Source organism: Pseudomonas sp. Larv2_ips (assembly GCF_963879675.1).
Taxonomy (GTDB): domain Bacteria; phylum Pseudomonadota; class Gammaproteobacteria; order Pseudomonadales; family Pseudomonadaceae; genus Aquipseudomonas.
This window is the reverse complement of record NZ_CAWOAW010000014.1, coordinates 257336-280185: the sequence shown is the minus strand read 5'-3', so window position 1 is coordinate 280185 and position 22850 is coordinate 257336. Positions and strand designations below refer to the sequence as shown.

The window sequence follows — 22850 nt, the reverse complement described above, 5'->3', positions numbered from 1 at the left end:
ATTTCGCTACGGTTACGCTTGTGGCCGCATGTGCGGGAACAAGATCACATCGCGGATCGACGGCGAGTTGGTCAACAACATCACCAACCGGTCGATGCCGATACCTTCACCGGCGGTTGGCGGCATGCCGTATTCCAGGGCGCGGACGAAGTCGGCGTCGTAGTGCATCGCCTCGTCGTCGCCAGCGTCCTTGTCGGCCACCTGGGCCATGAAGCGCTCGGCCTGGTCTTCCGCGTCGTTAAGCTCGGAGTAGGCGTTGGCGATTTCGCGCCCGCCAATGAACAGCTCGAAACGGTCGGTGACGTTCGGGTTGTCGTCGTTGCGACGGGCCAGCGGCGACACTTCGAACGGGTACTGGGTAATGAAGTGCGGCTGTTCCAGCTTGTGCTCCACCAGTTCTTCGAAAATCATCACCTGCAGTTTGCCCAGGCCTTCAAAACCCAGCACCTTGGCGCCGGCTTTCTTGGCGATGGCGCGGGCCTTGTCGATGTCGGTCAGGTCGTCAGCGGTCAACTCAGGGTTGTACTTGAGGATCGAATCGAACACCGACAGGCGCACGAATGGCTCACCGAAGTGGAACACCTTGTCGCCGTACGGCACGTCGGTGCTGCCCAGAACCAGCTGCGCCAACTCGCGGAACAACTCTTCGGTCAGGTCCATGTTGTCTTCGTAGTCGGCGTACGCCTGGTAGAACTCCAACATGGTGAATTCAGGGTTGTGACGGGTCGAGACACCTTCGTTACGGAAGTTGCGGTTGATCTCGAAGACTTTTTCGAAGCCGCCAACAACAAGCCGCTTGAGGTACAGCTCAGGCGCAATGCGCAGGAACATTTCCATGTCCAGCGCGTTGTGGTGGGTTTCGAACGGTTTGGCTGCGGCACCACCGGGGATGGTTTGCAACATCGGCGTTTCCACTTCCAGGAAGTCGCGCTTCATCAGGAAGCTGCGGATGTGCGCAATCACCTGCGAACGCACGCGGAAAGTCTGGCGCACGTCTTCGTTGACGATAAGGTCAACGTAGCGCTGGCGGTAGCGCTGTTCGGTGTCGGTCAGGCCGTGGTGCTTGTCCGGCAGCGGGCGCAGGGATTTGGTCAGCAGGCGTACGCTGGTCATTTCAACGTACAGGTCGCCCTTGCCGGAACGGGCCAGGGTGCCTTCGGCTGCAATGATGTCGCCCATGTCCCAGGTTTTCACCGAGGCCAGGGTTTCTTCCGGCAGGGTTTTACGGTTGACGTAGACCTGGATGCGCCCGGTCATGTCCTGGATCACCATGAACGAGCCACGGTTGAGCATGATGCGACCTGCCACCTTGACCGGGATTGCAGCCTCTGCCAGCTCTTCCTTGGTCTTGTCCGCGTATTGCTTCTGCAAGGCATCGCAGTAGTTGTCGCGGCGGAAGTCGTTCGGGAAGGCATTGCCCTTGGCGCGCTCGGCAGCAAGCTTTTCCTTGCGCAGGGCGATCAGGGAGTTTTCTTCCTGTTGCAGGGCTTGCGGGTCGAGTTGTTGGTCGCTCATGTCTTTTGAAATTCCATCACAGGTACGTTTTCCCCAACCTTCGGCTGGGGATCGCCGGGCAAGGACTGGGCGTCCCGCCGGCTCCTACAGTCTTTTTACAGGCCCGATTTCAGGCTGGCTTCCAGGTATTCGTCAATGTCGCCGTCGAGCACCTTGTCGCAGTCACTGCGTTCGATGTTAGTGCGCAGATCCTTGATCCGCGAAGCATCGAGCACATACGAACGGATCTGGTGACCCCAGCCGATATCCGACTTGGTGTCTTCCAGCGCCTGGGAAGCGGCGTTGCGCTTCTGCATTTCCTGCTCGTACAACTTGGCCCGCAGCATTTTCATGGCGGTGTCCTTGTTCGCGTGCTGGGAACGTTCGTTCTGGCAGCTGACCACGGTATTGGTCGGTACGTGGGTAATACGTACGGCCGAGTCGGTGGTGTTTACGTGCTGACCACCGGCACCGGAGGAGCGATAGGTGTCGATCCGCAGGTCGGCCGGGTTGATCTCGATTTCGACCTTATCGTCGATCTCTGGCGAGACAAACACCGCAGAGAACGAGGTGTGACGACGGTTGCCGGAGTCGAACGGGCTCTTGCGCACCAGGCGGTGCACGCCGATTTCGGTGCGCAGCCAGCCAAAGGCGTATTCACCCTTGATGTGCACGGTCGCACCTTTGATGCCAGCAACTTCACCGGCCGACAGCTCCATGATGGTCGCGTCGAAACCGCGTTTGTCAGCCCAGCGCAGGTACATGCGCAACAGGATGTTGGCCCAGTCCTGGGCTTCGGTGCCGCCGGAACCGGCCTGGATGTCCAGGTAGGCGTTGTTCGGGTCCATTTCGTGGCTGAACATGCGGCGGAATTCAAGCTTGGCGAGGTTTTCCTCGAGACGGGCCAGCTCGGCGACGACATCGCCCACTGCGCCTTCGTCGTTTTCTTCGACGGCCATGTCCAGCAGGTCGCGGCAATCGCCCAGACCGGTGTTCAGTTCGTCGAGCGTGTCGACGATCTGTGCCAGCGCAGCGCGCTCGCGGCCCAGTTCCTGGGCGTATTCAGGTTTGTTCCAGACAGCCGGATCTTCAAGCTCGCGATTGACTTCGGTCAGACGCTCATGCTTTTGATCGTAGTCAAAGATACCCCCGAATAGTTTCGGAGCGCTCGGACAGGTCCTTGATGGTGTTAAGGATCGGGTTGATTTCCATGGCGGGCAGCACTCGTTGGCGAACTTTTGAAAGCCGACGAGTATAACGACAAACCAGCGGAAACGGCAGCCCGCTTGGCGAAAAGGCCGGATTTGTACACAATCCAAGCCCCATGAAGTTCCAAATATGGAAGGGAGCTTGCCCCCGATGGCAGCCTGTCACTCAATGATGTTGTGACTGACCCGCCGCTATCAGGGGCAAGCCCCCTCTCAAATTGAATGGGGCACGACCTCAGGTCACTCGATACCCACCTGATTGCGCCCATTATGCTTGGCCGTATACAGGCCTTTATCCGCCGCCATGATCAGCTGCCGGCAATCCGTGCCCTGCACCGGCGTCAGGGTCGACAGGCCGATGCTGATGGTCAGGCTCGCGCCTTCGGCCGGAGCAATGTGCGGGATTTTCAGCGCCGCCACGGCCATGCGCAGCTTTTCTGCCACCAGACGTGCGCCGCCCGGCGAGGTGTTCGGCAACACCAGCGCAAACTCCTCACCGCCATAACGTGCCGGCAGATCGGAAGGACGACTGCTGGCTTCGCGGATCGTCGCAGCGACTTTGCGCAACGCTTCGTCACCTTCGACATGGCCAAAGCTGTCGTTGTAGGTCTTGAAGAAATCCACATCGATCATCAACAACGACAACTGAGTCTGGTCACGCATGGCGCGACGCCATTCCAGCTCAAGGTACTCATCGAAGTGCCGGCGATTGGACAGCCCGGTAAGGCCGTCGGAGTTCATCAAGCGTTGCAGCACCAGGTTGGTGTCCAGCAACTGCTGCTGGCTCACCCGCAGCGCCCGATACGCCGCATCCCGCTGCAGCAGCGTCATGTACGAGCGCGAGTGATAGCGAATGCGCGCCACCAGTTCGATGTTGTCCGGCAGCTTGACCAAATAGTCGTTGGCCCCGGCCGAGAAGGCCGCGCTCTTGATCAGCGGATCTTCCTTGGTCGACAGCACGATGATCGGGATATTCGCGGTGGCCGGGTGGTTGCGGTATTCACGCACCAGCGTCAGGCCGTCGAGACCGGGCATGACCAGATCCTGCAGGATCACCGTGGGCTTGATGCGAATCGCCTGGGCAATCGCCTGATGCGGGTCGGCGCAAAAGTGGAAGTCGATGTTTTCCTCATGGGCCAGGCCACGCCGCACCGCTTCGCCGATCATGGCCTGGTCGTCGACCAGCAACACCATGGCGGCATTTTCGTCGGTCTTGATGTCGTCGATCTGTAAATCATTCATGTGCAGTCACCTGAATTACTTTCCTGCAAGCCGGCACCGCGGAGGGTTTGATCATTTTGCAAAGACCTCCAGCAATCGGGGCGCAATTCTGTCCAGTGGGCGAATTTCAACAGCGGCATCAATGGCCGCCGCCGCTTTGGGCATGCCATACACCGCCGAACTCTGTTGATCCTGGGCGATGGTCAAATATCCTTGTTCACGCAGCAATTTGAGCCCCTGGGCGCCGTCGCGCCCCATGCCGGTCAGCAACACGCCGACGGCGTCGCCGTTCCAATGGCTGGCGACGCTTTCAAAAAACACGTCGATGGAAGGCCGGTAAATCTCGTTAACCGGCTCTGCGGTATAGGCTAGCGTGCCGTTTTTCAACAGGCGAATGTGGTGGTTGGTGCCGGCCAGCAGGACCACGCCGCTTTGTGGCGGCTCGCCCTCACGCGCCAGGCGCACCGGCAGGCCGGACGCGCTGCTCAGCCACTCGGCCATGCCGGCGGCAAACACCTGGTCCACATGCTGCACCAGCACGATGGCCGCAGAAAAGTCGCGTGGCAAACCCTTGAGCAGGATTTCCAGGGCAGCCGGCCCGCCTGCCGACGAACCAATCGCCACCAGGCTTTGACGTTTGCCGGTGCCGCGCTGGGGCGCCGTTTCGGTGCGCACCCGGCTCCCGCGCTGGCCGACCAGCCAGCCAATATTGAGGATTTTGCGCAGCAACGGCGCCGCCGCATCCTTGGCGTTGCCAACGCCCAGCGCCGGCGTATCCACCACATCCAGGGCGCCATGGCCCATGGCTTCGAACACGCGGCTGACATTGGCCTGGCGGTCTACGGTGACGATCACGATCGGGCACGGGGTCTCGGCCATAATCCGCCGAGTGGCCTCCACGCCATCCATCACCGGCATGATCAGGTCCATCAGGATCAGGTCCGGGATCACCTCGGCGCAGTGCTGCACGGCTTCCAGCCCGTTGCTGGCGACCCACACCACCTGGTGCGCGGGTTCGAAACTCAAGGCGCGGCGCAAGGCCTCTACTGCCATGGGCATGTCATTGACGATCGCAATCCTCATGCCCGGGCGCCTCCGATCAGTTCCATCACGGCGTCCAGCAAGGCATCGTCATGGAAACTGGCTTTAGCTAGATAATAGTCGGCGCCGGCATCCAGTCCACGACGCCGGTCTTCTTCGCGATCCTTGTACGACACCACCATCACCGGCAACGATTGCAGGCGACTGTCACGGCGCAAGAGTGTGACCAATTCAATACCGTCCATGCGAGGCATATCAATGTCAGTGATGAGCAGGTCGAAGTCTTCGGAACGCAACGCGTTCCAGCCATCCATGCCATCGACCGCGACAGCCACTTCATAACCGCGATTAAGTAACAATTTGCGTTGCAGTTCACGCACGGTGAGCGAGTCGTCCACCACCAGCACGCGTTTACGCGGCGCCTCGGTAGCCTGCTGGCTACGCCGGGCGATGCGTTCCAGCCGGCCGGTATTAAGCAACTTGTCCACCGAACGCAGCATGTCTTCAACGTCAACGATCAACACCACCGAGCCGTCGTCCAGCAAGGCACCGGCTGAAATATCCTGAACCTTGCCGAGGCGATCATCCAGCGGCAACACTACCAGCGTGCGCTCGCCGATAAAGCGCTCCACCGCGATGCCATACACCGCATCGCGCTCGCGGATCACCACGACTTTGAGCGTCTCCTCGTTGCTCTGCCCCGGCGGGCGCTGCAGCAACTGGCTGGCGGCGACCAGGCCGACGTGGCGGCCCTCGTGCCAGAAATGCTGGCGGCCTTCCAGTTGCACGATGTCATCGGGGGCCAGGTCGCACATGCGTTCGATGTGCGCCAGCGGGAACGCATAGGCTTCCTCGCCGACTTCCACCACCAGGCTGCGCACCACCGACAGGGTCAGCGGCACCTCAAGGTGGAAGCGGCTGCCGCGCCCCGCCGTCTGCTCCAGCACCACCGCGCCGCGCAGTTGGCGCACCATATGCTGCACCGCATCCAGGCCGACGCCGCGCCCGGACACTTCGGTGACCTTGTCACGCAGGCTGAACCCGGGCAGGAACAGAAACGTCAGCAGTTCTTCTTCACTCAGGCGCTGAGCGGTTTCCAGTGGCGACAGGTGCCGGTCGACGATGGTGCCGCGCAGGCGCTCAAGGTCGACGCCGTTGCCGTCGTCGCTCAACTCCAGCACCAGCAAACCTGCCTGGTGCGAGGCGCGCAGGCGGATCAGGCCCTCGGCCGGTTTACCGGCCAGCATGCGCTGCTCGGGCATTTCGATACCGTGATCGACGGCATTGCGTAACAGGTGCGTGAGCGGTGCTTCGAGCTTTTCCAGCACGTCGCGGTCAACCTGGGTTTTTTCGCCTTCGATTTCCAGGCGCACTTGCTTGCCAAGGCTGCGGCCCAGGTCGCGGACCATACGCACCTGCCCGGCCAGTACATCGGCAAACGGGCGCATGCGGCAGGCCAGTGCGGTGTCGTAAAGCACCTGGGCACGCTGCCCGGCCTGCCAGCCGAACTCGTCCAGCTCGGCGGTTTTTTCCGCCAGCAAGGCTTGGGCTTCGCTCAACAGGCGCCGGGTGTCGGCCAGCGCTTCCTGGGCTTCGAGGGTCAAATCCAGGGCCTTGAGCTGGCCGTCCAACGTGTCCAGGGCGCGGGCGCTGTTGCTTTGAATGCGTTTGAGGCGCTGCATGCTCGCCAGATAGGGCTTGAGCCGCTGGGTTTCCACCAGGGATTTACTCGACAGGTCGAGCAGGCTGTTCAAGCGCTCGGCGGTGACCCGCAGCACACGCTCGCCGCCTTCGGTCATGCGTTTGTTCTGGCGTGGCGGCTCGCTGGTTACGGGCGGCGCAGGCTCGGGTTCCAGCGGCAGTTCTTCGACAATCGGCGCCGGTGCAGATTGCGCAGGCGGCGGTGGCGCGATGCTGGCGGTCGGCTGCGACGGATCGAGCAAGCGCTCCATCAACGCCACGTAAGCCTCGATGTCCGCCGGGCCAACGTCGTTGCCGGGCGTGGCGATGCGCATCAGCAGGTCGGTGCCTTGCAGCAGCGCGTCGATATGTTCGGGTTGCAAGTACAGGCGGCTTTCCTGGGCGCTGACCAGGCAATCCTCCATGACGTGGGCCACGCTGACCCCAGCGTCCACGCCGACAATCCGCGCCGCGCCCTTGAGCGAATGCGCGGCGCGCATGCACGCCTCCAGCTGGTCGGCCTGGGTCGGGTTGCGCTCAAGCGCCAGCAGACCGGCGCTCAGTACCTGGGTTTGCGCATCGGCTTCCAGGCTGAACAGCTCCAGCAGCGAGGCATCGCGCATCTGGTCGGGGGTCATGTGAGGCTCCGGGTCACGGCGGACAACAATTGCGCCTCGTCCAGCCAACGCAGGCTGCGGCCTTTCCACTGCAACACGCCCTGGGTGAAGCGCGCACTGGCCTGGGTGCCAGAGGCCGATGCGGCCTTCAAGGTGCGCTCATCGATGGCGTGGATGCCGTCGACTTCATCGACCGGCACCACGACCGGGCCGTCCTGCGCGGCGATGATCAACATGCGCGGCATGATGCGCCCGCCGCTGGCACCGTTGCTGGTCGCATCCAACCCCAGCAGCTCCACCAACGACAGGCACGCCACCAAGGCGCCACGCACATTGGCCACGCCGAGCAGCGCCCGGGAACGCTGGTGCGGCAGCGAATGAATCGGTTGCAGCGGCGCCACTTCGACCAGGCACCGGGTGGCGATGCCCAGCCATTCCTCGCCAAGACGGAACATCAACAGGGAACGGGTAACAATGTCTTCGTCGAGTTCGGCCACGGCATAGGCGCGCTCATCGCCCTGCTGCAAGGCATAACGGTCGAGCAAACGGGTGGCGGCGGCGGAATACACCGAGCAGTTGCGGCAGTGAATATGCTCCGCCAGCAGCGGGCAGGACTTGTCGCCATGGATGCCGATGCGGTTCCAGCAGTCGTCAATGGCTTGGGTGTCGGCCAGGGTCAGGTCCAGGCCCGCGGTGTTGAGCGCGTCGGTGCTACTCATCGTTTGGACTCACTGTCAGCTCGCTCGCTACGCGCGGCCCGCGCCTGCAAACGGCGCGCCCCCGCACTGTCGCCCTGAGACTCGAGCAACGCCGCCAGGTGCATCAAGGCCTGCGGGTGCTGCGGCTCCAGGTACAACGCTTTTCGATAATGGCCCTGGGCTTCCAGGGCGCTGCCGGCCACATCGCTGAGCAACCCCAGCCAATAAAACACCTGGGCGGCCGGCGGATGGTTACTCAAATACTGCTCGCAGGCGGCGCGGGCTTCGGCGCTTTTGCCTTCATTGGCCAGCGTGGCGATACGGCTGAGCAAGTCGCCGGCATCCGTGTGCGGCGCCTTGACCGGCAGCCCCTGCGCGCTGACCGTGCTGAACGGCCGTGGCTTGACCGGAATCGGTGCGGCACTGCGTTGTGGAACCGGCGCAGGCACGGGCACAAACACCGGCTCAGGCTTGACCGGCTCGACGTGCCGACTGAAGGCAAAAGATTGCGGTACGCCAATCGAGCGCATGCCATGGCGGCCCAACAGGCTGCCTTCGGCCGGGCCGATAAACAGCACGCCGTCCAGGTGGGTCAGGCCCTTGAGCACATCAAAGACTTGCTTTTGGGTCGGCTGGTCAAAGTAGATCAGCAAGTTGCGGCAAAACACGAAGTCGTAGCTCGGCTCATTGGCCAGCAGGCCCGGATCGAGCAGGTTGCCGACTTGCAGGCGCACTTGTTCGCGCACCCGGTCGGCGATGTGGAAGCCGTCGGCCTCTTCGGTGAAATGGCGCTCGCGAAAGTCGATATCGCTGCCGCGAAACGAATTCTTGCCATACACGCCACGCTTGGCGCGCTCCACCGACAGCGGGCTGACATCCAGGCCCAACACCTTGAACTGATGCGGCGCCAGGCCCGCGTCGAGCAGGGCCATGGCAATCGAATACGGCTCCTCGCCGGTGGAACACGGCAAGCTCAGAATACGCAGCGCGCGCATCTGCTTGATCTCGGCCAGACGTGCCTTGGCCAGCCGCGCCAGGGTGGCAAACGACTCGGGGTAACGGAAAAACCAGGTCTCGGGCACGATCACGGCTTCGATCAGCGCCTGCTGCTCATCATGCGAGCTCTGCAGATGCCTCCAGTAAGCCTCTGGCGTCTGCGCCTGCACAGCCTGGCTGCGCTGGCGCACCGCGCGCTCGATGATTGCCTCGCCCACTGACGCGACGTCCAGGCCGATGCGTTCCTTCAAGAAGGCAAAGAAGCGCGGGTCGTTGCTCATAGACTCAGCTCGGCAGAAAACAGCAAGGTGCGCACGGGCTCGGTGAGCAGTTCGTTGACACCAATCCATTGCATCAAGCCCAAGGCGTCCTCACGCACCAGCCCCAGGTAGGGTGCCTCGCGATTGTCCAGGCCATAGGGCTTGAACTCCCCGAGGCCGCAGCGCAGGGTGTCGGTGGCCTGTTCCAGGATCAGCCCCAGCCAGCGCGCTTCAATCCACGGTTGCGGCTGGTAGTTGACCAGCACCAACCGCGTACTGGTGCGGGCTTGGGCCGGCGTACCGAAGGTCAGCGCACACAGGTCGATCACCGGCACCAGCGCGCCACGGTGGGCAAAAATCCCCGCCACCCAGACCGGCGCATGCGCGATAGGTTTGAGCGGCAGGCGCGGCAGCACCTCGGCCACTTCCGTGGCTTTGAGGGCATAACGTTCGCCGCCGATGTGAAACACCAGAAACAACGCCTTTTTCGCTGCCGGGACGGCGCCGCGTTTAGCCGCGAGGTCGCTCATCAGACTTTGAAACGCGACACGCCGCTGCGCAGACCGACCGCAACCTGGCTCAATTCATCAATGGCAAAGCTGGCCTGGCGCAGGGATTCGACGGTCTGGCTGCTGGCATCGCCCAATTGCACCAGCGCGTGGTTGATCTGCTCGGCACCGGTGGCCTGCGCCTGCATGCCCTCGTTGACCATCAACACGCGTGGCGCCAACGCCTGCACCTGATGAATGATCTGCGACAGTTGCTCGCCCACTTGCTGCACCTCGAACATGCCGCGGCGCACTTCCTCGGAGAACTTGTCCATGCCCATCACACCGGCGGATACCGCCGACTGAATCTCGCGCACCATCTGCTCGATGTCGTAGGTGGCCACGGCGGTCTGGTCGGCCAGGCGCCGCACTTCGGTGGCGACCACGGCGAAACCGCGGCCATATTCACCGGCCTTCTCGGCCTCGATGGCGGCGTTGAGCGACAACAGGTTGGTCTGGTCGGCGACCTTGACGATGGTCACCACCACTTGGTTGATGTTGCCGGCTTTCTCATTGAGGATCGCCAATTTGGCATTGACCAGGTCGGCGGCGCCCATCACCGAGTGCATGGTTTCTTCCATGCGCGCCAGGCCCTGCTGGCCGGAACCGGCGGCGACCGAGGCCTGGTCGGCGGCGGTGGACACTTCGGTCATGGTACGCACCAGGTCTTTGGACGTGGCGGCGATCTCCCGCGACGTTGCGCCGATCTCGGTGGTCGTTGCCGCGGTTTCGGTGGCGGTAGCCTGTTGCTGCTTGGAGGTGGCGGCAATCTCGGTGACCGAGGTGGTCACCTGCACCGATGAGCGCTGGGCCTGGGACACCAGGGCCGTCAGCTCGGTCATCATGTCGTTGAAGCCGGTTTCGACGGCGCCGAATTCGTCTTTGCGCTCCAGGTTCAGGCGCTTGCTCAAATCGCCATCGCGCATGGTGCCGAGGATCGAGACGATGCGCTGCATCGGCGCCATGATCGCGCGCATCAGCAGCAAACCACACAGGCCGGCGGCGAGGATGGCCAGGGCCAGCGACACGAACATGCTGACCTTGGCTGCGGATACCGCCTCATCGATGGCGGTGGTTGCACGGTCGGCGACGGTTTTGTTTTCGGTGATGATGTCGTTGAGCTTCATGCGCCCTGCCGTCCAGGCGGGCGTCAGGTTGGCGTTGAATTCCTTGCGTGCAGCAACCAGGTCATTGCGCTGCAGGGCGTCGAGCACTGTGGCCAGGCTCTTGTTATAGGCCTGGTGCAAGGCTTCGAATTTGTCGAACTCGGCCTGGTCATCGCGACCGTTGATGGTTTGCTGGTAGTTGGCCATCTGTGCCTGGATGCGCCCTTCAAATGACTTGAAGTCAGCCCTGTCGGCGTCGGTCATGCCCTTGTCGTCACGCAGACCGAGCAATTCCAGGGTTTGCAGGTAGCTGTCGACCCAGGCACTGCGGATCATCGAGCTGAGATAAACCCCCGGCACCGCGTCATCGCGGACAGCCGTCTCGCTGACCTCAATCTTCAGCAACCGTGAATAAGAGACCACAACCATCAACAGCATGATCGCGATAATGACCGCAAAGCTCGCCAAAATCCGTTGGCGCAAGGTCCAGTTCTTCACAGTAATTCCTCGAAGGGCCATTCAAATGGAGGGGAGTATAGCTGAGCCTTTGCCCTCATTTATCAATGGGTTTTGATGGAGCGTGCACAGAATGCGAATAAATGTGGGAAGGGGCTTGCCCCCGATGACAGTCGCTCAGTTGAAATATCTGCAACTGATGGACCGCCATCGGGCGCAAGCCCCCTCTCACCTTTTTTGATGTGTGAACAGCCTGGGTTTATGGGGTGAGCCGCACCTGTTTTTCCAGCTCGGCCTTTAAGCCGGGTTCCAGTTTCAGCTGGCGCGCCAATTCATCCAGATAGGCCTTTTCCATAAAATTCTCTTCGTCTACCAGCATCACACTGGCGATGTACATCTCGGCGGCCATTTCCGGGGTGCTTGCCGCGCGCGCCACATCGGCCGGGTCCAGGGGTTTGTTCAACTCCGCGTGCAGCCAGCTTTGCAGCTCACGGTCGTCGTCCAGCTTGGTGAACTCGCCTTCGATCAGTGCGCGCTCACGCTCATCCACATGCCCGTCGGCCTTGGCCGCTGCAACCAGCGCTTTAAGAATGCCCTGGCTGTGCTGCTCGACCTGGGCCGGAGGCAGGCGGTCGATGGTCTGCGGCTCACCCTGGGGCGCATTGGCCTGTTGCGCCTGCCAATTACCGTAGGCCTTATAGGCAATCACGCCCAAGGCCGCCAAGCCGCCATAGGTCAGGGCCTTGCCGCCGAAATTGCGCGCTTTCTTGTTACCCAGCAGCAAGCCCATGGCCCCCGCCGCCAGGGCCCCGCCACCTGCGCCACCGAGCAGGCTGCCCAGGCCACCACTGCCGAGCAGCCCGCCGAGAGCGCCCTTGTCGTCGGACTTGGGCTGGCCGCCGGCTTTCTTCTGCAACATGTCCTGGCCAGATTTGAGCAACTGATCGAGCAATCCACGGGTATTCATTCGCAGCCTCCAGGCACTTGGGTTTGTAGGAGTAATAGGTCGCCAGCGTAAAACTAAGTGCCAAAAAGCCGTGATCTAGAGTGCTTCCAGATGTAACGCCACTGCCCTTCGATTAAAACGATATACACTCGGGCAAATCTATAAAAATACCCCACTGGTAATTCCAGCATGATGACCTTGCGTCAAATCCGGCACTTCATCGCCGTGGCCGAGACCGGCTCGATCTCTGCCGCCGCGCAAACGGCGTTTATTTCCCAGTCGACCCTGACCCTGGCGATCCAGCAACTGGAACAGGAAATCGGCGTCAACCTGTTCAACCGCCACGCCAAGGGCATGACCCTGACCCATCAGGGCCATCAGTTTCTGCGCCAGGCGCACCTGATCCTCGCCACCGTCGACAACGCCAAGCGCAGCCTGCAACAGAGCACCGACCAAGTGGCCGGCCAGTTGATCATCGGCGTGACCAGCCTGGTGGCCGGCTATTACCTCGCCGACTTGCTCACGCGCTTTCAACGCGCTTACCCGAATGTGGAAATCCGCGTGATGGAGGATGAACGTCCGTACATCGAGCACCTGCTGGTCAGCGGCGAAATCGATGTCGGCGTGTTGATCCTCTCCAACCTTGAAGACCGCCACGCCCTGCAGACTGAAGTGCTCACCCATTCGCCCCACCGTTTATGGCTGCCGGCCCAGCACCCGCTGCTGGAACACGACAGCATCAACCTCGCCGATGTGGCGCGCGAACCGCTGATTCAGCTGAACGTCGATGAAATGGGCCACAACGCCCAACGGATGTGGACCGGCGCCGGCCTGCAACCGCGCGTGACCTTGCGCACCGCCTCCACTGAGGCCGTGCGAAGCCTCGTGGCCGCCGGCCTCGGCGTGTCGATCCAGCCGGACATGACGTACCGCCCCTGGTCGCTTGAGGGCGACATTATTGAAGCGCGGCCGATTGCCGACCTTAGCCAGACCCTCGACGTGGGCCTGGCCTGGCGCCGCGGCACCGCGCGGCCGGCGCTGGTTGATCCATTCCTGACGGTGGCCCGCGAACAGCCACATCCGCGCAAGCCATCTATTTAATCGAATGCTGCTTTCAGTATTTAGTATTTGTTGACCTCGCGCCTGACCTCTAGTCTCTGCCTATCCCATAAGAGAAGGTCAGGCGCCTTGTAAGAGAACGCCCATGGCCACACAAGAAAAGAGATCGCGAAAAATGTCCGGCGCGCCCACCCCGCTGCTCACTGCGTTGCTGATCGACGGCGAACTGGTCCAGGGCCAGGGGCTTGGCGAGCCGATCATCAACCCGGCCAGCGGTGAAGTCCTCACCCAGATTGCCGAAGCCAGCAGCGAGCAAGTCGAAAGCGCCATCCTCGCCGCTCATCGCGCCTTTGCCGGTTGGTCGCGGACCACGCCGCAGCAACGCTCGAACATCCTGCTGGGGATTGCCGACGCCATTGAAAAACAAGCCGACTACCTCGCCCGCCTGGAATCGCTGAACTGCGGCAAGCCGTTGCACCTGGCGCGCCAGGATGATTTGAGCGCCACCGTGGATGTATTCCGCTTTTTCGCCGGTGCCGTGCGTTGCCAGACCGGCCAACTCAGCGGCGAATACCTGCCCGGCTACACCAGCATGGTGCGCCGCGACCCGATTGGCGTCGTCGCCTCGATTGCGCCGTGGAACTACCCGCTGATGATGGCCGCCTGGAAAATCGCCCCGGCACTGGCCGCCGGTAACACGCTGGTGTTCAAACCGTCAGAACATACGCCGCTGTCGATCCTGGCCCTGGCCCCCGTCCTCAAGGACCTGCTGCCGCGCGGGGTGATCAACATCCTGTGTGGCGGCGGTGAAGGCGTTGGCAGTCACTTGGTCAGCCATCCCAAAGTGCGCATGGTTTCGCTGACCGGCGATATCGTCACCGGGCAGAAGATTCTGCAGGCCGCCTCCAAAACCCTCAAACGCACGCACCTGGAACTGGGCGGCAAGGCGCCGGTGATCGTGTGCAACGACGCCGACCTGCAGGCCGTGGTCGAGGGCGTGCGCGCCTACGGTTACTACAATGCCGGCCAGGATTGCACCGCTGCCTGCCGCATCTACGCCCAGGCCGGCATTCACGACAAATTGGTCGCCGACCTCGGCGCTGCCGTCAGCAGCCTGCGCTTTGCCGGCAAGCGCGATGCCGACAACGAACTCGGCCCGCTGATCAGCACGCGCCAGCGCGACCGCGTCGCCAGTTTTGTCGAGCGCGCCCTTGGCCAGCCGCATATCGAGCGCGTCACCGGTGCGGCCGTGCACTCAGGCGCCGGCTTCTATTACCAGCCAACCCTGCTGGCCGGTTGCAAACAGACCGATGAAATCGTGCAGCGCGAAGTGTTTGGCCCGGTGGTTACCGTGACCCGCTTCGACGAACTGGAACAGGCGGTGGATTGGGCCAACGACTCCGAATACGGCCTGGCCTCTTCCGTCTGGACCCAGAACCTGGACAAGGCCATGCAAGTGGCGTCGCGCCTGCAATACGGCTGCACCTGGATCAACAGTCATTTCATGCTGGTCAGCGAAATGCCCCACGGCGGTTTGAAGCGCTCGGGGTATGGCAAAGACTTGTCCAGCGATTCGCTGCAGGACTACAGCGTGGTGCGCCACATCATGGCTCGCCACGGCCAGCACCTTTAAAACAACAACGACGCTCACGCATTACCTGCTGCACAAACTGCCCCGACCATAATTAAAGAAGAGGGAACCCCCATGTCTGCGCACAAGACCGCACTGCTCAGTGCCCTGACCACCGCGCTGCTGGCCAGCGCCAGCCTGCAGGCCGCCGAACCGCTCAAGGCGGTGGGCGCCGGTGAAGGCCAGTTGGATATCGTCGCCTGGCCCGGCTACATCGAACGTGGCGAAAGCGACAAGGCCTACGACTGGGTCACCGGTTTCGAGAAGGAAACCGGCTGCAAGGTCAATGTGAAAACCGCCGCCACCTCCGACGAAATGGTCAGCCTGATGGCCAAGGGCGGTTATGACCTGGTCACCGCTTCCGGCGACGCGTCGCTGCGCTTGATCGGCGGCAAACGCGTGCAGCCGATCAATACGGCGCTGATCCCGAACTGGAAAAACATCGACCCGCGTCTCAAGGATGCCCCGTGGTACGTGGTCGGCCAGCAAACGTACGGCACGCCGTACCAGTGGGGCCCGAACGTGTTGATGTACAACACCAACGTGTTCAAGACCGCGCCCACCAGTTGGAATGTGGTGTTCCAGGCGCAGGACCTGCCGGACGGCAAGCCGAACAAGGGCCGCGTGCAAGCCTATGACGGCCCGATCTACATTGCCGACGCGGCGCTGTACCTCAAGAGCACCAAGCCGGAACTGGGCATCCAGAACCCGTACGAGCTGACCGAAACCCAGTACAAGGCCGTGCTCGAATTGCTGCGCGCCCAGCAACCGTTGATCCACCGCTACTGGCACGACACCACCGTGCAGATGAGCGACTTCAAAAACGAAGGCGTGGTGGCCTCCAGCGCCTGGCCGTATCAGGTCAACGGCCTGGTCAACGAGAAGCAGCCGATTGCCTCGACCATCCCCAAAGAAGGCGCCACCGGCTGGGCGGACACCACCATGCTGCATGCCGAGGCCAAGCACCCGAACTGCGCCTACAAGTGGATGGATTGGTCGCTGCAGCCCAAAGTCCAGGGCGATGTTGCTGCCTGGTTCGGCTCGCTGCCGGCGGTGCCTGCGGCCTGTAAGGAAAGTGAACTGCTGGGCGCCGAAGGGTGCAAGACCAACGGCTTCGACCAGTTCGACAAGATCGCCTTCTGGAAAACCCCGCAGGCTGAAGGCGGCAAGTTCGTGCCGTACAGCCGCTGGACCCAGGATTACATCGCGATCATGGGCGGCAGGTAAGACCCTGCAGACGGCATAGATCCCCTGTGGAAGAGGGCTTGCCCCCGATCGCGATGTGTCAGCCAACCTATCGGTCACTGACCAACTGCCATCGGGGGCAAGCCCCCTCCCACATTGACCGCATTCACAGATGTTTTGATTTTTCAGAAGTCCAGGCCGGGCCGCTGCGACGACCCGCGCCTTTTTGGAGCACCGCACCATGACGCTTGCAGTCCAATTCACCCACGTTTCCCGTCAGTTCGGCGAAGTGAAAGCCGTTGACCGGGTTTGCATCGATATCCAGGACGGCGAGTTCTTTTCCATGCTCGGCCCTTCCGGCTCCGGCAAGACCACGTGCCTGCGCCTGATTGCCGGGTTCGAGCAGCCGAGCGCAGGCTCGATCCGTATTCATGGCGAGGAAGCCGCCGGCTTGCCGCCGTATCAGCGCGACGTGAACACCGTGTTCCAGGATTACGCGCTGTTCCCACACATGAATGTGCGCGACAACGTGGCCTACGGCCTCAAGGTCAAAGGCATCGGCAAGACCGAACGCCTCAACCGCGCCGAAGAAGCCTTGGGCATGGTCGCCCTCGGCGGCTATGGCGAGCGCAAGCCGGTGCAGCTCTCCGGTGGCCAGCGCCAACGGGTGGCCCTGGCCCGCGCGCTGGTCAACCGCCCCCGCGTGTTGCTGCTCGACGAACCGCTGGGCGCCCTCGACTTGAAGCTGCGCGAACAAATGCAAAGCGAGCTGAAAAAGCTGCAGCGCCAGCTCGGCATCACCTTCATCTTCGTCACCCATGACCAGACCGAAGCGCTGTCGATGTCTGACCGCGTGGCCGTGTTCAACAAGGGCCGCATTGAACAGGTCGATACCCCGTGCAACCTGTACATGAAACCAGCGACCACTTTCGTCGCCGAGTTTGTCGGCACCTCCAACGTGATTCGCGATGAACTGGCCCAGCGCCTCAGCGGCAGTGCGCAGCCATTCTCGATTCGCCCGGAACACGTGCGTTTTGCCGAAGGCCCGCTGGGCGTCGGCGACGTCGAAATCAGCGGTGTGCTGCACGACATTCAGTACCAGGGCAGCGCCACCCGCTATGAGTTGAAACTGGAAAACGGCCAGGCCCTCAACATCAGCCAGGCCAACACCCAATGGCTGGACATCAGCAGCGGCCATCAGGTCGGCCAGTCGATCACCGCGCGCTGGGCGCGGGAAGCCATGACCCCGCTGACCGATACCGCAGGCGAGGTGTGACATGAGCCTGGCCCTTTCCCAACCGCCGATGCGCAGGTTTTCGAACCTGCTGTATAAAAAGCCCAACCTGTACCTGGCGATGCTGTTGATACCGCCGCTGATCTGGTTCGGCGCGATCTACCTGGGCTCGCTGCTGACCCTGCTGTGGCAAGGTTTCTACACGTTTGACGACTTCACCATGGCGGTCACGCCAGACCTGACCCTGGCCAACTTCGCCGCGCTGTTCCAGCCGTCGAACTTCGACATCATCGTGCGCACCTTGAGCATGGCGATTGTGGTGTCGATCGCCAGTGCCGTGGTGGCCTTCCCCATCGCCTACTACATGGCGCGCTACACCACCGGCAAGACCAAGGCGTTTTTCTACATCGCGGTGATGATGCCGATGTGGGCCAGCTACATCGTCAAGGCGTATGCCTGGACCTTGCTGCTGGCCAAGGGCGGCGTGGCGCAGTGGTTCGTGCAGCATTTGGGCTTGGAGCCCCTGTTGCAGTTCGTGCTGGGCATTCCCGGCGTGGGCGGCAGCACCTTGAGCACCTCGCACCTGGGGCGATTCATGGTGTTCGTCTATATCTGGCTGCCGTTCATGATTCTGCCGATCCAGGCTTCGCTGGAGCGTTTGCCGCCGTCGCTGCTGCAAGCCTCGGCCGATTTGGGCGCCAAGCCGCGCCAGACCTTCATGCAGGTGATTTTGCCGCTGTCGGTGCCGGGCATTGCTGCCGGCTCGATCTTCACGTTTTCGCTGACCCTGGGCGACTTCATCGTGCCGCAACTGGTGGGCCCGCCGGGGTACTTCGTCGGCGGCATGGTCTACGCGCAGCAAGGCGCCATCGGCAACATGCCCATGGCCGCTGCATTCACCCTGGTGCCGATCGTGCTGATCGCGGTTTACCTGTCCATCGTCAAACGTCTGGGGGCCTTCGATGCACTCTGAAAAAGCCTCACTGGGTTTAAAAATCGCGGCCTGGGGCGGGTTGGTTTTCCTGCATTTCCCGATCCTGATCATCTTCCTCTACGCCTTCAACACCGAAGAAGCCGCGTTCAGCTTTCCACCCCAGGGCTTTACCCTGAAGTGGTTCAGCGTGGCCTTCGCCCGGCCGGACGTACTGGAAGCGATCAAGCTGTCGCTGCAGATCGCCGCCATCGCCACCCTGATCGCCATGGTGCTTGGCACATTGGCTTCGGCCGCGTTGTATCGCCGTGAGTTCTTCGGCAAGCAAGGCGTGTCGCTGATGCTGATCCTGCCGATTGCGCTGCCGGGGATCATCACCGGTATCGCGCTGCTGGCGACGTTCAAGACGCTGGGGATCGAGCCGGGAATGTTCACCATCATCGTCGGCCACGCGACCTTCTGTGTGGTGATTGTCTACAACAACGTCATCGCGCGCTTGCGCCGTACGTCCCACAGCCTGATCGAAGCGTCGATGGACCTGGGCGCCGACGGCTGGCAGACCTTCCGCTACATCATCATGCCCAACCTGGGCTCGGCGCTGCTGGCCGGCGGCATGCTCGCGTTTGCGCTGTCGTTCGACGAAATCATCGTCACCACCTTCACCGCCGGCCACGAGCGCACCTTGCCGCTGTGGCTGCTCAACCAGCTGAGTCGCCCTCGCGATGTGCCGGTGACCAACGTGGTGGCGATGCTGGTGATGCTGGTCACGATGTTCCCGATTCTCGGTGCCTATTACCTGACACGCGGCGGTGAAAGCGTGGCCGGGAGTGGCGGTAAATAACGGTGCCATTGAAGGAACACGGTTCAAATGTGGGGGGCCTGCCCCCGATGGCAGTGGGTCAGTTGTAGAGGGTATGACTGGAAGATTGCTATCGGGGGCAAGCCCCCTCCCACATTTAGAACCAGTTTATTCAAGGAAATAACGATAGTTGGTGGAGAGCTGAACCATGCAAACCAAATTACTGATCAATGGCCATCTGCTCGAAGGCGAGGGCCCGGCCCAAGCGGTATTCAACCCGGCACTCGGCCGCGTGCTGGTGGAAATCAAAGAAGCCAGCGAAGCCCAGGTCGACGCCGCCGTGCGCGCGGCCGATGCAGCCTTCGAAGGCTGGTCGCAAACCGCGCCGAAAGATCGCTCGCTGTTGCTGCTCAAACTCGCGGACGCAATCGAGGCCCATGGCGAAGAACTGGCCAAGCTTGAATCGGACAACTGCGGCAAACCCTACAGCGCCGCGCTGAACGACGAGATCCCGGCAGTTGCCGACGTGTTCCGTTTCTTCGCCGGCGCCAGCCGGTGCATGAGCGGTTCGGCCGGCGGTGAATACCTGCCGGGCCACACCTCGATGATCCGCCGCGACCCGGTGGGCGTGATCGCGTCCATCGCGCCGTGGAATTACCCGCTGATGATGGTCGCCTGGAAAATCGCCCCCGCACTCGCCGCCGGTAATACCGTGGTGCTCAAGCCGTCGGAACAAACCCCGCTGACAGCGCTGCGCCTGGTCGAACTGGCGTCGGAAATCTTCCCGGCCGGTGTACTCAACCTGGTGTTTGGCCGTGGGCCGACCGTGGGCAGCCCGCTGGTCAATCACCCAAAAGTGCGCATGGTCTCGCTGACCGGCTCCATCGCCACCGGTGCGAACATCATCTCCAGCACCGCCGACAGCGTGAAACGCATGCACATGGAGCTGGGCGGCAAGGCGCCGGTGATCATCTTCAACGACGCGGACATCGACGCGGCCGTCGAAGGCATTCGCACCTTCGGCTTCTATAACGCTGGCCAGGACTGCACCGCCGCCTGCCGCATCTATGCCCAGGCAGACATCTACGAGGCGTTTGTCGAGAAGCTCGGCGCGGCAGTCGCCAGCATCAAGTACGGCTTGCAGGATGACCCGGCCACCGAGCTGGGCCCACTGATCACCGCACAACACCGCGACCGCGTGGCCGGGTTTGTTGAACGCGCCGTGGCTCAGTCGCACATCCGCCTGGTCACGGGTGGCAAGGCGGTGGAAGGCAATGGGTTCTTCTTTGAGCCTACGGTGTTGGCGGATGCGCAACAGGACGATGAAATCGTGCGCCGCGAGGTATTTGGCCCGGTGGTGTCGGTGACCAGGTTCACCGATGAAGCGCAGGTATTGGGTTGGGCCAATGATTCGGACTACGGGCTGGCGTCGTCCGTATGGACTGCCGATGTAGGCCGTGCCCATCGCCTGGCCGCACGCCTGCAGTATGGCTGCACCTGGGTGAACACCCACTTCATGCTCGTCAGCGAAATGCCGCACGGCGGTCAGAAACTGTCGGGGTATGGCAAGGACATGTCCATGTACGGGTTGGAGGACTACACCACCGTCCGGCATGTGATGTTCAAGCACTGACACCCTGCCCTGTGGAAGCGGGCTTGCCCCGCGAATGCGGTCCATCAGGCACACCTGTGTGGAGTGACACACCGTATTCGCGAGCAAGCCCGTTCCCGCAAGGGATCTTCTTATAACAATAAAAATTCGCAGGTTCTTCCCATGGACATCACCCGCCGCGACTTCCTCAACGGCGTCGCTATTACCCTTGCCGCCAGCATGACCCCGCTGCAATTGCTCCAGGCCGCGCCCGATGGCCGTTACTACCCACCCGCCCTCACCGGCTTGCGCGGCAGCCATGTCGGCTCGTTCGAGGTGGCACACCAGATGGGCTGGGAAAAGAAGGTGTTCGCCACCGAGCAACTGCCGATCACCGAGGACTATGACCTGGTGGTGGTCGGCGGCGGCCTGAGTGGCTTGTCGGCCGCCTGGTTCTATCGCGAGAAGCACCCGAAGGCGAAAATCCTGATCCTGGAGAACCACGACGACTTCGGCGGCCACGCCAAGCGCAATGAATTCCAGGCCGGTGGCCGCATGATCATCGGCTACGGCGGCAGTGAGGCCTTCCAGTCGCCGAAACACCTCTACAGTCAACACGTGAATGGCTTGCTGAAAAAGCTCGGGGTGAATATCCAGCGTTTCGAAACCGCCTTCGACCGCCAGTTCTACCCTGGCCTGGGGCTGTCGCGCGGGGTGTTTTTCGACAAGGAAAACTTCGGCGAAGACAAGCTGGTGACCGGCGACCCGACGCCGATGGTGGCCGACGACATCGCCCCGGACCAATTGAACGCGCGCGCCATCAGTGACTTCATCAATGACTTTCCCTTGCCGCCGGCAGACCGTCAGGCATTGATCGAGCTGCACACGGCGCCCAAGGATTACCTGGCGGGTAAATCCGCAGAGGAAAAAGCCGCCTACCTTGCCGCCACCAGCTACCGCGATTTTCTGCTCAAGAACGTCGGGTTGTCGGAAGGCGCGGTGAAGTACTTCCAAAGCCGCACCAATGACTTCATGGCGTTGAGCATTGATGCGGTGGCGTCGGCCGATGCTTACAGCGTAGGTTTCCCAGGCTTCGGCGGGATGAACCTGGCGCCGATCAGCGAAGAAGCGGCGGCGGAAATGGAAGAGCCCTACATCTACCACTTCCCGGATGGCAACGCGTCGGTGGCACGCCTGCTGGTGCGCAGCCTGATCCCGGGCGTGGCGCCGGGGCACACCATGGACGATATCGTGTTGGCGGCGTTCGACTACGCCAAGCTCGACCAGCCCAAGGCCGCGGTACGGCTGCGACTCAATAGCACGGCGGTGAGTGTGCGCAACGTCGGCGATGGCGTGCACATCGGCTACAGCCGTGGCGGCCAACTCGCACAGGTGCGCGGTAAACGCTGCATCCTGGCCTGCTACAACATGATGATTCCGTACCTGCTCAAAGACCTGCCGGCAGCGCAGGCGCATGCGCTGAGCCAAAACGTGAAATACCCGCTGGTGTACACCAAAGTGGTGATCCGTAATTGGCAGTCGTTCCAGAAACTGGGCGTGCATGAGATTTATGCAGCGACCCAGCCTTACAGCCGCATCAAACTGGACTACCCGGTGAGCATGGGTGGCTACGATCACCCGCACGACCCGACACAGCCGATTGGCTTGCACATGGTGTACGTACCGACCAGCCCCAACAGCGGCATGAACGCCCGCGACCAGGCGCGCGCCGGGCGAGGCAAGCTGTACGGGCAGACGTTCGAGCAGTTGGAAGCGCAATTGCGGGATCAGTTGCAACGCATGCTCGGCCCGGGTGGGTTCAACCACGAGACCGACATTCTGGCGATCACTGTCAACCGCTGGTCACACGGTTATGCGACGTTCTCCAACAGCTTGTTTGATGACGCCAATGACAGTGAGGCGTGGATGAAGCTGGCGAAAAAGCCGGTGGGGCGTGTGAGCATCGCCAACTCGGATGCGGCGTGGAGCGCGTATGCGCATGCGGCGATTGATGAGGCGTATCGGGCGGTGGGTGAAGTAGCCTGAAATAAGGCCTATAGGCCAATACAGGTTCCATTGTGGGAGCGGGCGTGCTCGCGAATGCGCTGTGTCAGTCTCGGGATTTAATGACTGATTCAAACCTTTCGCGA

At 62.0% G+C, this 22850-nt stretch carries 18 protein-coding genes; 8 read left to right on the top strand and 10 right to left on the bottom strand.

The genetic code is table 11. The annotated features are described in order from the left end of the window. Nucleotides 1–12: 12 nt before the first annotated feature. The 10 genes from lysS to AACV02_RS07610 form a co-directional block, all read right to left on the bottom strand. Nucleotides 13–1515, bottom strand: coding sequence for a lysine--tRNA ligase (lysS, locus tag AACV02_RS07655; protein WP_119738697.1), 1503 nt, complete (start codon nucleotides 1513–1515; stop codon nucleotides 13–15). A gap of 95 nt (nucleotides 1516–1610) precedes the next feature. Then, a protein-coding gene (gene prfB / locus AACV02_RS07650) for a peptide chain release factor 2 (RefSeq protein ID WP_096236834.1) occupies nucleotides 1611–2706 on the bottom strand; the annotation gives its coding sequence in 2 pieces (ribosomal slippage) (nucleotides 1611–2633 and nucleotides 2635–2706; 1095 coding nt in all). A gap of 236 nt (nucleotides 2707–2942) precedes the next feature. Further along, nucleotides 2943–3944, bottom strand: a complete 1002-nt coding sequence (locus AACV02_RS07645) for a response regulator (RefSeq protein WP_106577208.1) — start codon at nucleotides 3942–3944, stop codon at nucleotides 2943–2945. Nucleotides 3945–3995: 51 nt separating this feature from the next. After that, a complete protein-coding gene (locus AACV02_RS07640; RefSeq protein ID WP_106577209.1) occupies nucleotides 3996–5006 on the bottom strand; it encodes a chemotaxis response regulator protein-glutamate methylesterase in 1011 nt (336 codons plus the stop codon). Then, the gene (locus AACV02_RS07635) at nucleotides 5003–7282 is read right to left on the bottom strand and encodes a hybrid sensor histidine kinase/response regulator (protein ID WP_119738695.1); all 2280 of its coding nucleotides are present in this window, start codon (nucleotides 7280–7282) and stop codon (nucleotides 5003–5005) included. The genes AACV02_RS07640 and AACV02_RS07635 overlap by 4 nt, the downstream gene beginning before the upstream one ends. Further along, nucleotides 7279–7980 (bottom strand): chemotaxis protein CheW, encoded by a 702-nt coding sequence (locus AACV02_RS07630; protein WP_106577211.1) that lies wholly within the window; start codon nucleotides 7978–7980, stop codon nucleotides 7279–7281. Before AACV02_RS07630 ends, AACV02_RS07635 begins: the two co-directional genes overlap by 4 nt. Further along, on the bottom strand, nucleotides 7977–9236 hold the full coding sequence (locus tag AACV02_RS07625) for a CheR family methyltransferase (protein ID WP_119738693.1): 1260 nt from the start codon (nucleotides 9234–9236) through the stop codon (nucleotides 7977–7979). Before AACV02_RS07625 ends, AACV02_RS07630 begins: the two co-directional genes overlap by 4 nt. After that, entirely contained in the window at nucleotides 9233–9745 is a 513-nt protein-coding gene (locus tag AACV02_RS07620) for a chemotaxis protein CheW (protein ID WP_106577213.1), read from the bottom strand. Before AACV02_RS07620 ends, AACV02_RS07625 begins: the two co-directional genes overlap by 4 nt. Beyond that, a complete protein-coding gene (locus AACV02_RS07615; protein ID WP_119738691.1) occupies nucleotides 9745–11367 on the bottom strand; it encodes a methyl-accepting chemotaxis protein in 1623 nt (540 codons plus the stop codon). Before AACV02_RS07615 ends, AACV02_RS07620 begins: the two co-directional genes overlap by 1 nt. 217 nt (nucleotides 11368–11584) lie before the next feature. Next, complete coding sequence (locus AACV02_RS07610; protein ID WP_119738689.1) at nucleotides 11585–12292, bottom strand: tellurite resistance TerB family protein; 708 nt, start codon at nucleotides 12290–12292, stop codon at nucleotides 11585–11587. Between the two features lie 168 nt (nucleotides 12293–12460). Between AACV02_RS07610 and AACV02_RS07605 the strand changes: the two genes are divergently transcribed. The 8 genes from AACV02_RS07605 (at nucleotide 12461) to AACV02_RS07570 (ending at nucleotide 22746) form a co-directional block, all read left to right on the top strand. After that, nucleotides 12461–13372, top strand: a complete 912-nt coding sequence (locus tag AACV02_RS07605; RefSeq protein WP_003209548.1) for a LysR family transcriptional regulator — start codon at nucleotides 12461–12463, stop codon at nucleotides 13370–13372. 133 nt (nucleotides 13373–13505) lie between these two features. Then, nucleotides 13506–14963 carry a gamma-aminobutyraldehyde dehydrogenase gene (locus tag AACV02_RS07600; protein ID WP_177413689.1) on the top strand — a complete coding sequence of 486 codons (1458 nt, stop codon included), beginning with the start codon at nucleotides 13506–13508 and terminating at the stop codon, nucleotides 14961–14963. Between the two features lie 72 nt (nucleotides 14964–15035). Continuing rightward, on the top strand, nucleotides 15036–16187 hold the full coding sequence (ydcS, locus tag AACV02_RS07595; RefSeq protein WP_119738685.1) for a putative ABC transporter substrate-binding protein YdcS: 1152 nt from the start codon (nucleotides 15036–15038) through the stop codon (nucleotides 16185–16187). A 199-nt stretch (nucleotides 16188–16386) separates the two neighbouring features. Then, entirely contained in the window at nucleotides 16387–17421 is a 1035-nt protein-coding gene (locus AACV02_RS07590; RefSeq protein WP_119738682.1) for an ABC transporter ATP-binding protein, read from the top strand. 1 nt (nucleotide 17422) lies between these two features. Further along, entirely contained in the window at nucleotides 17423–18352 is a 930-nt protein-coding gene (locus AACV02_RS07585; protein ID WP_119738680.1) for an ABC transporter permease, read from the top strand. Next, nucleotides 18342–19151, top strand: a complete 810-nt coding sequence (locus tag AACV02_RS07580) for an ABC transporter permease (protein WP_106577220.1) — start codon at nucleotides 18342–18344, stop codon at nucleotides 19149–19151. The genes AACV02_RS07585 and AACV02_RS07580 overlap by 11 nt, the downstream gene beginning before the upstream one ends. A gap of 166 nt (nucleotides 19152–19317) precedes the next feature. Beyond that, entirely contained in the window at nucleotides 19318–20742 is a 1425-nt protein-coding gene (locus tag AACV02_RS07575; protein WP_119738678.1) for a gamma-aminobutyraldehyde dehydrogenase, read from the top strand. Nucleotides 20743–20883: 141 nt separating this feature from the next. Beyond that, nucleotides 20884–22746, top strand: coding sequence for an NAD(P)-binding protein (locus AACV02_RS07570; RefSeq protein ID WP_119738676.1), 1863 nt, complete (start codon nucleotides 20884–20886; stop codon nucleotides 22744–22746). Nucleotides 22747–22850 lie beyond the last annotated feature (104 nt).

Excerpts from the sequence above, each read along its gene's own strand:
- lysS (WP_119738697.1), bottom strand. The coding sequence starts at position 1,515 with ATGAGCGACCAACAACTCGACCCGCAAGCCCTGCAACAGGAAGAAAAC.
- AACV02_RS07645 (WP_106577208.1), bottom strand. The coding sequence starts at position 3,944 with ATGAATGATTTACAGATCGACGACATCAAGACCGACGAAAATGCCGCC.
- AACV02_RS07640 (WP_106577209.1), bottom strand. The coding sequence starts at position 5,006 with ATGAGGATTGCGATCGTCAATGACATGCCCATGGCAGTAGAGGCCTTG.
- AACV02_RS07635 (WP_119738695.1), bottom strand. The coding sequence starts at position 7,282 with ATGACCCCCGACCAGATGCGCGATGCCTCGCTGCTGGAGCTGTTCAGC.
- AACV02_RS07630 (WP_106577211.1), bottom strand. The coding sequence starts at position 7,980 with ATGAGTAGCACCGACGCGCTCAACACCGCGGGCCTGGACCTGACCCTG.
- AACV02_RS07625 (WP_119738693.1), bottom strand. The coding sequence starts at position 9,236 with ATGAGCAACGACCCGCGCTTCTTTGCCTTCTTGAAGGAACGCATCGGC.
- AACV02_RS07620 (WP_106577213.1), bottom strand. The coding sequence starts at position 9,745 with ATGAGCGACCTCGCGGCTAAACGCGGCGCCGTCCCGGCAGCGAAAAAG.
- AACV02_RS07610 (WP_119738689.1), bottom strand. The coding sequence starts at position 12,292 with ATGAATACCCGTGGATTGCTCGATCAGTTGCTCAAATCTGGCCAGGAC.
- AACV02_RS07605 (WP_003209548.1), top strand. The coding sequence starts at position 12,461 with ATGATGACCTTGCGTCAAATCCGGCACTTCATCGCCGTGGCCGAGACC.
- AACV02_RS07600 (WP_177413689.1), top strand. The coding sequence starts at position 13,506 with ATGTCCGGCGCGCCCACCCCGCTGCTCACTGCGTTGCTGATCGACGGC.
- ydcS (WP_119738685.1), top strand. The coding sequence starts at position 15,036 with ATGTCTGCGCACAAGACCGCACTGCTCAGTGCCCTGACCACCGCGCTG.
- AACV02_RS07590 (WP_119738682.1), top strand. The coding sequence starts at position 16,387 with ATGACGCTTGCAGTCCAATTCACCCACGTTTCCCGTCAGTTCGGCGAA.
- AACV02_RS07585 (WP_119738680.1), top strand. The coding sequence starts at position 17,423 with ATGAGCCTGGCCCTTTCCCAACCGCCGATGCGCAGGTTTTCGAACCTG.
- AACV02_RS07580 (WP_106577220.1), top strand. The coding sequence starts at position 18,342 with ATGCACTCTGAAAAAGCCTCACTGGGTTTAAAAATCGCGGCCTGGGGC.
- AACV02_RS07575 (WP_119738678.1), top strand. The coding sequence starts at position 19,318 with ATGCAAACCAAATTACTGATCAATGGCCATCTGCTCGAAGGCGAGGGC.
- AACV02_RS07570 (WP_119738676.1), top strand. The coding sequence starts at position 20,884 with ATGGACATCACCCGCCGCGACTTCCTCAACGGCGTCGCTATTACCCTT.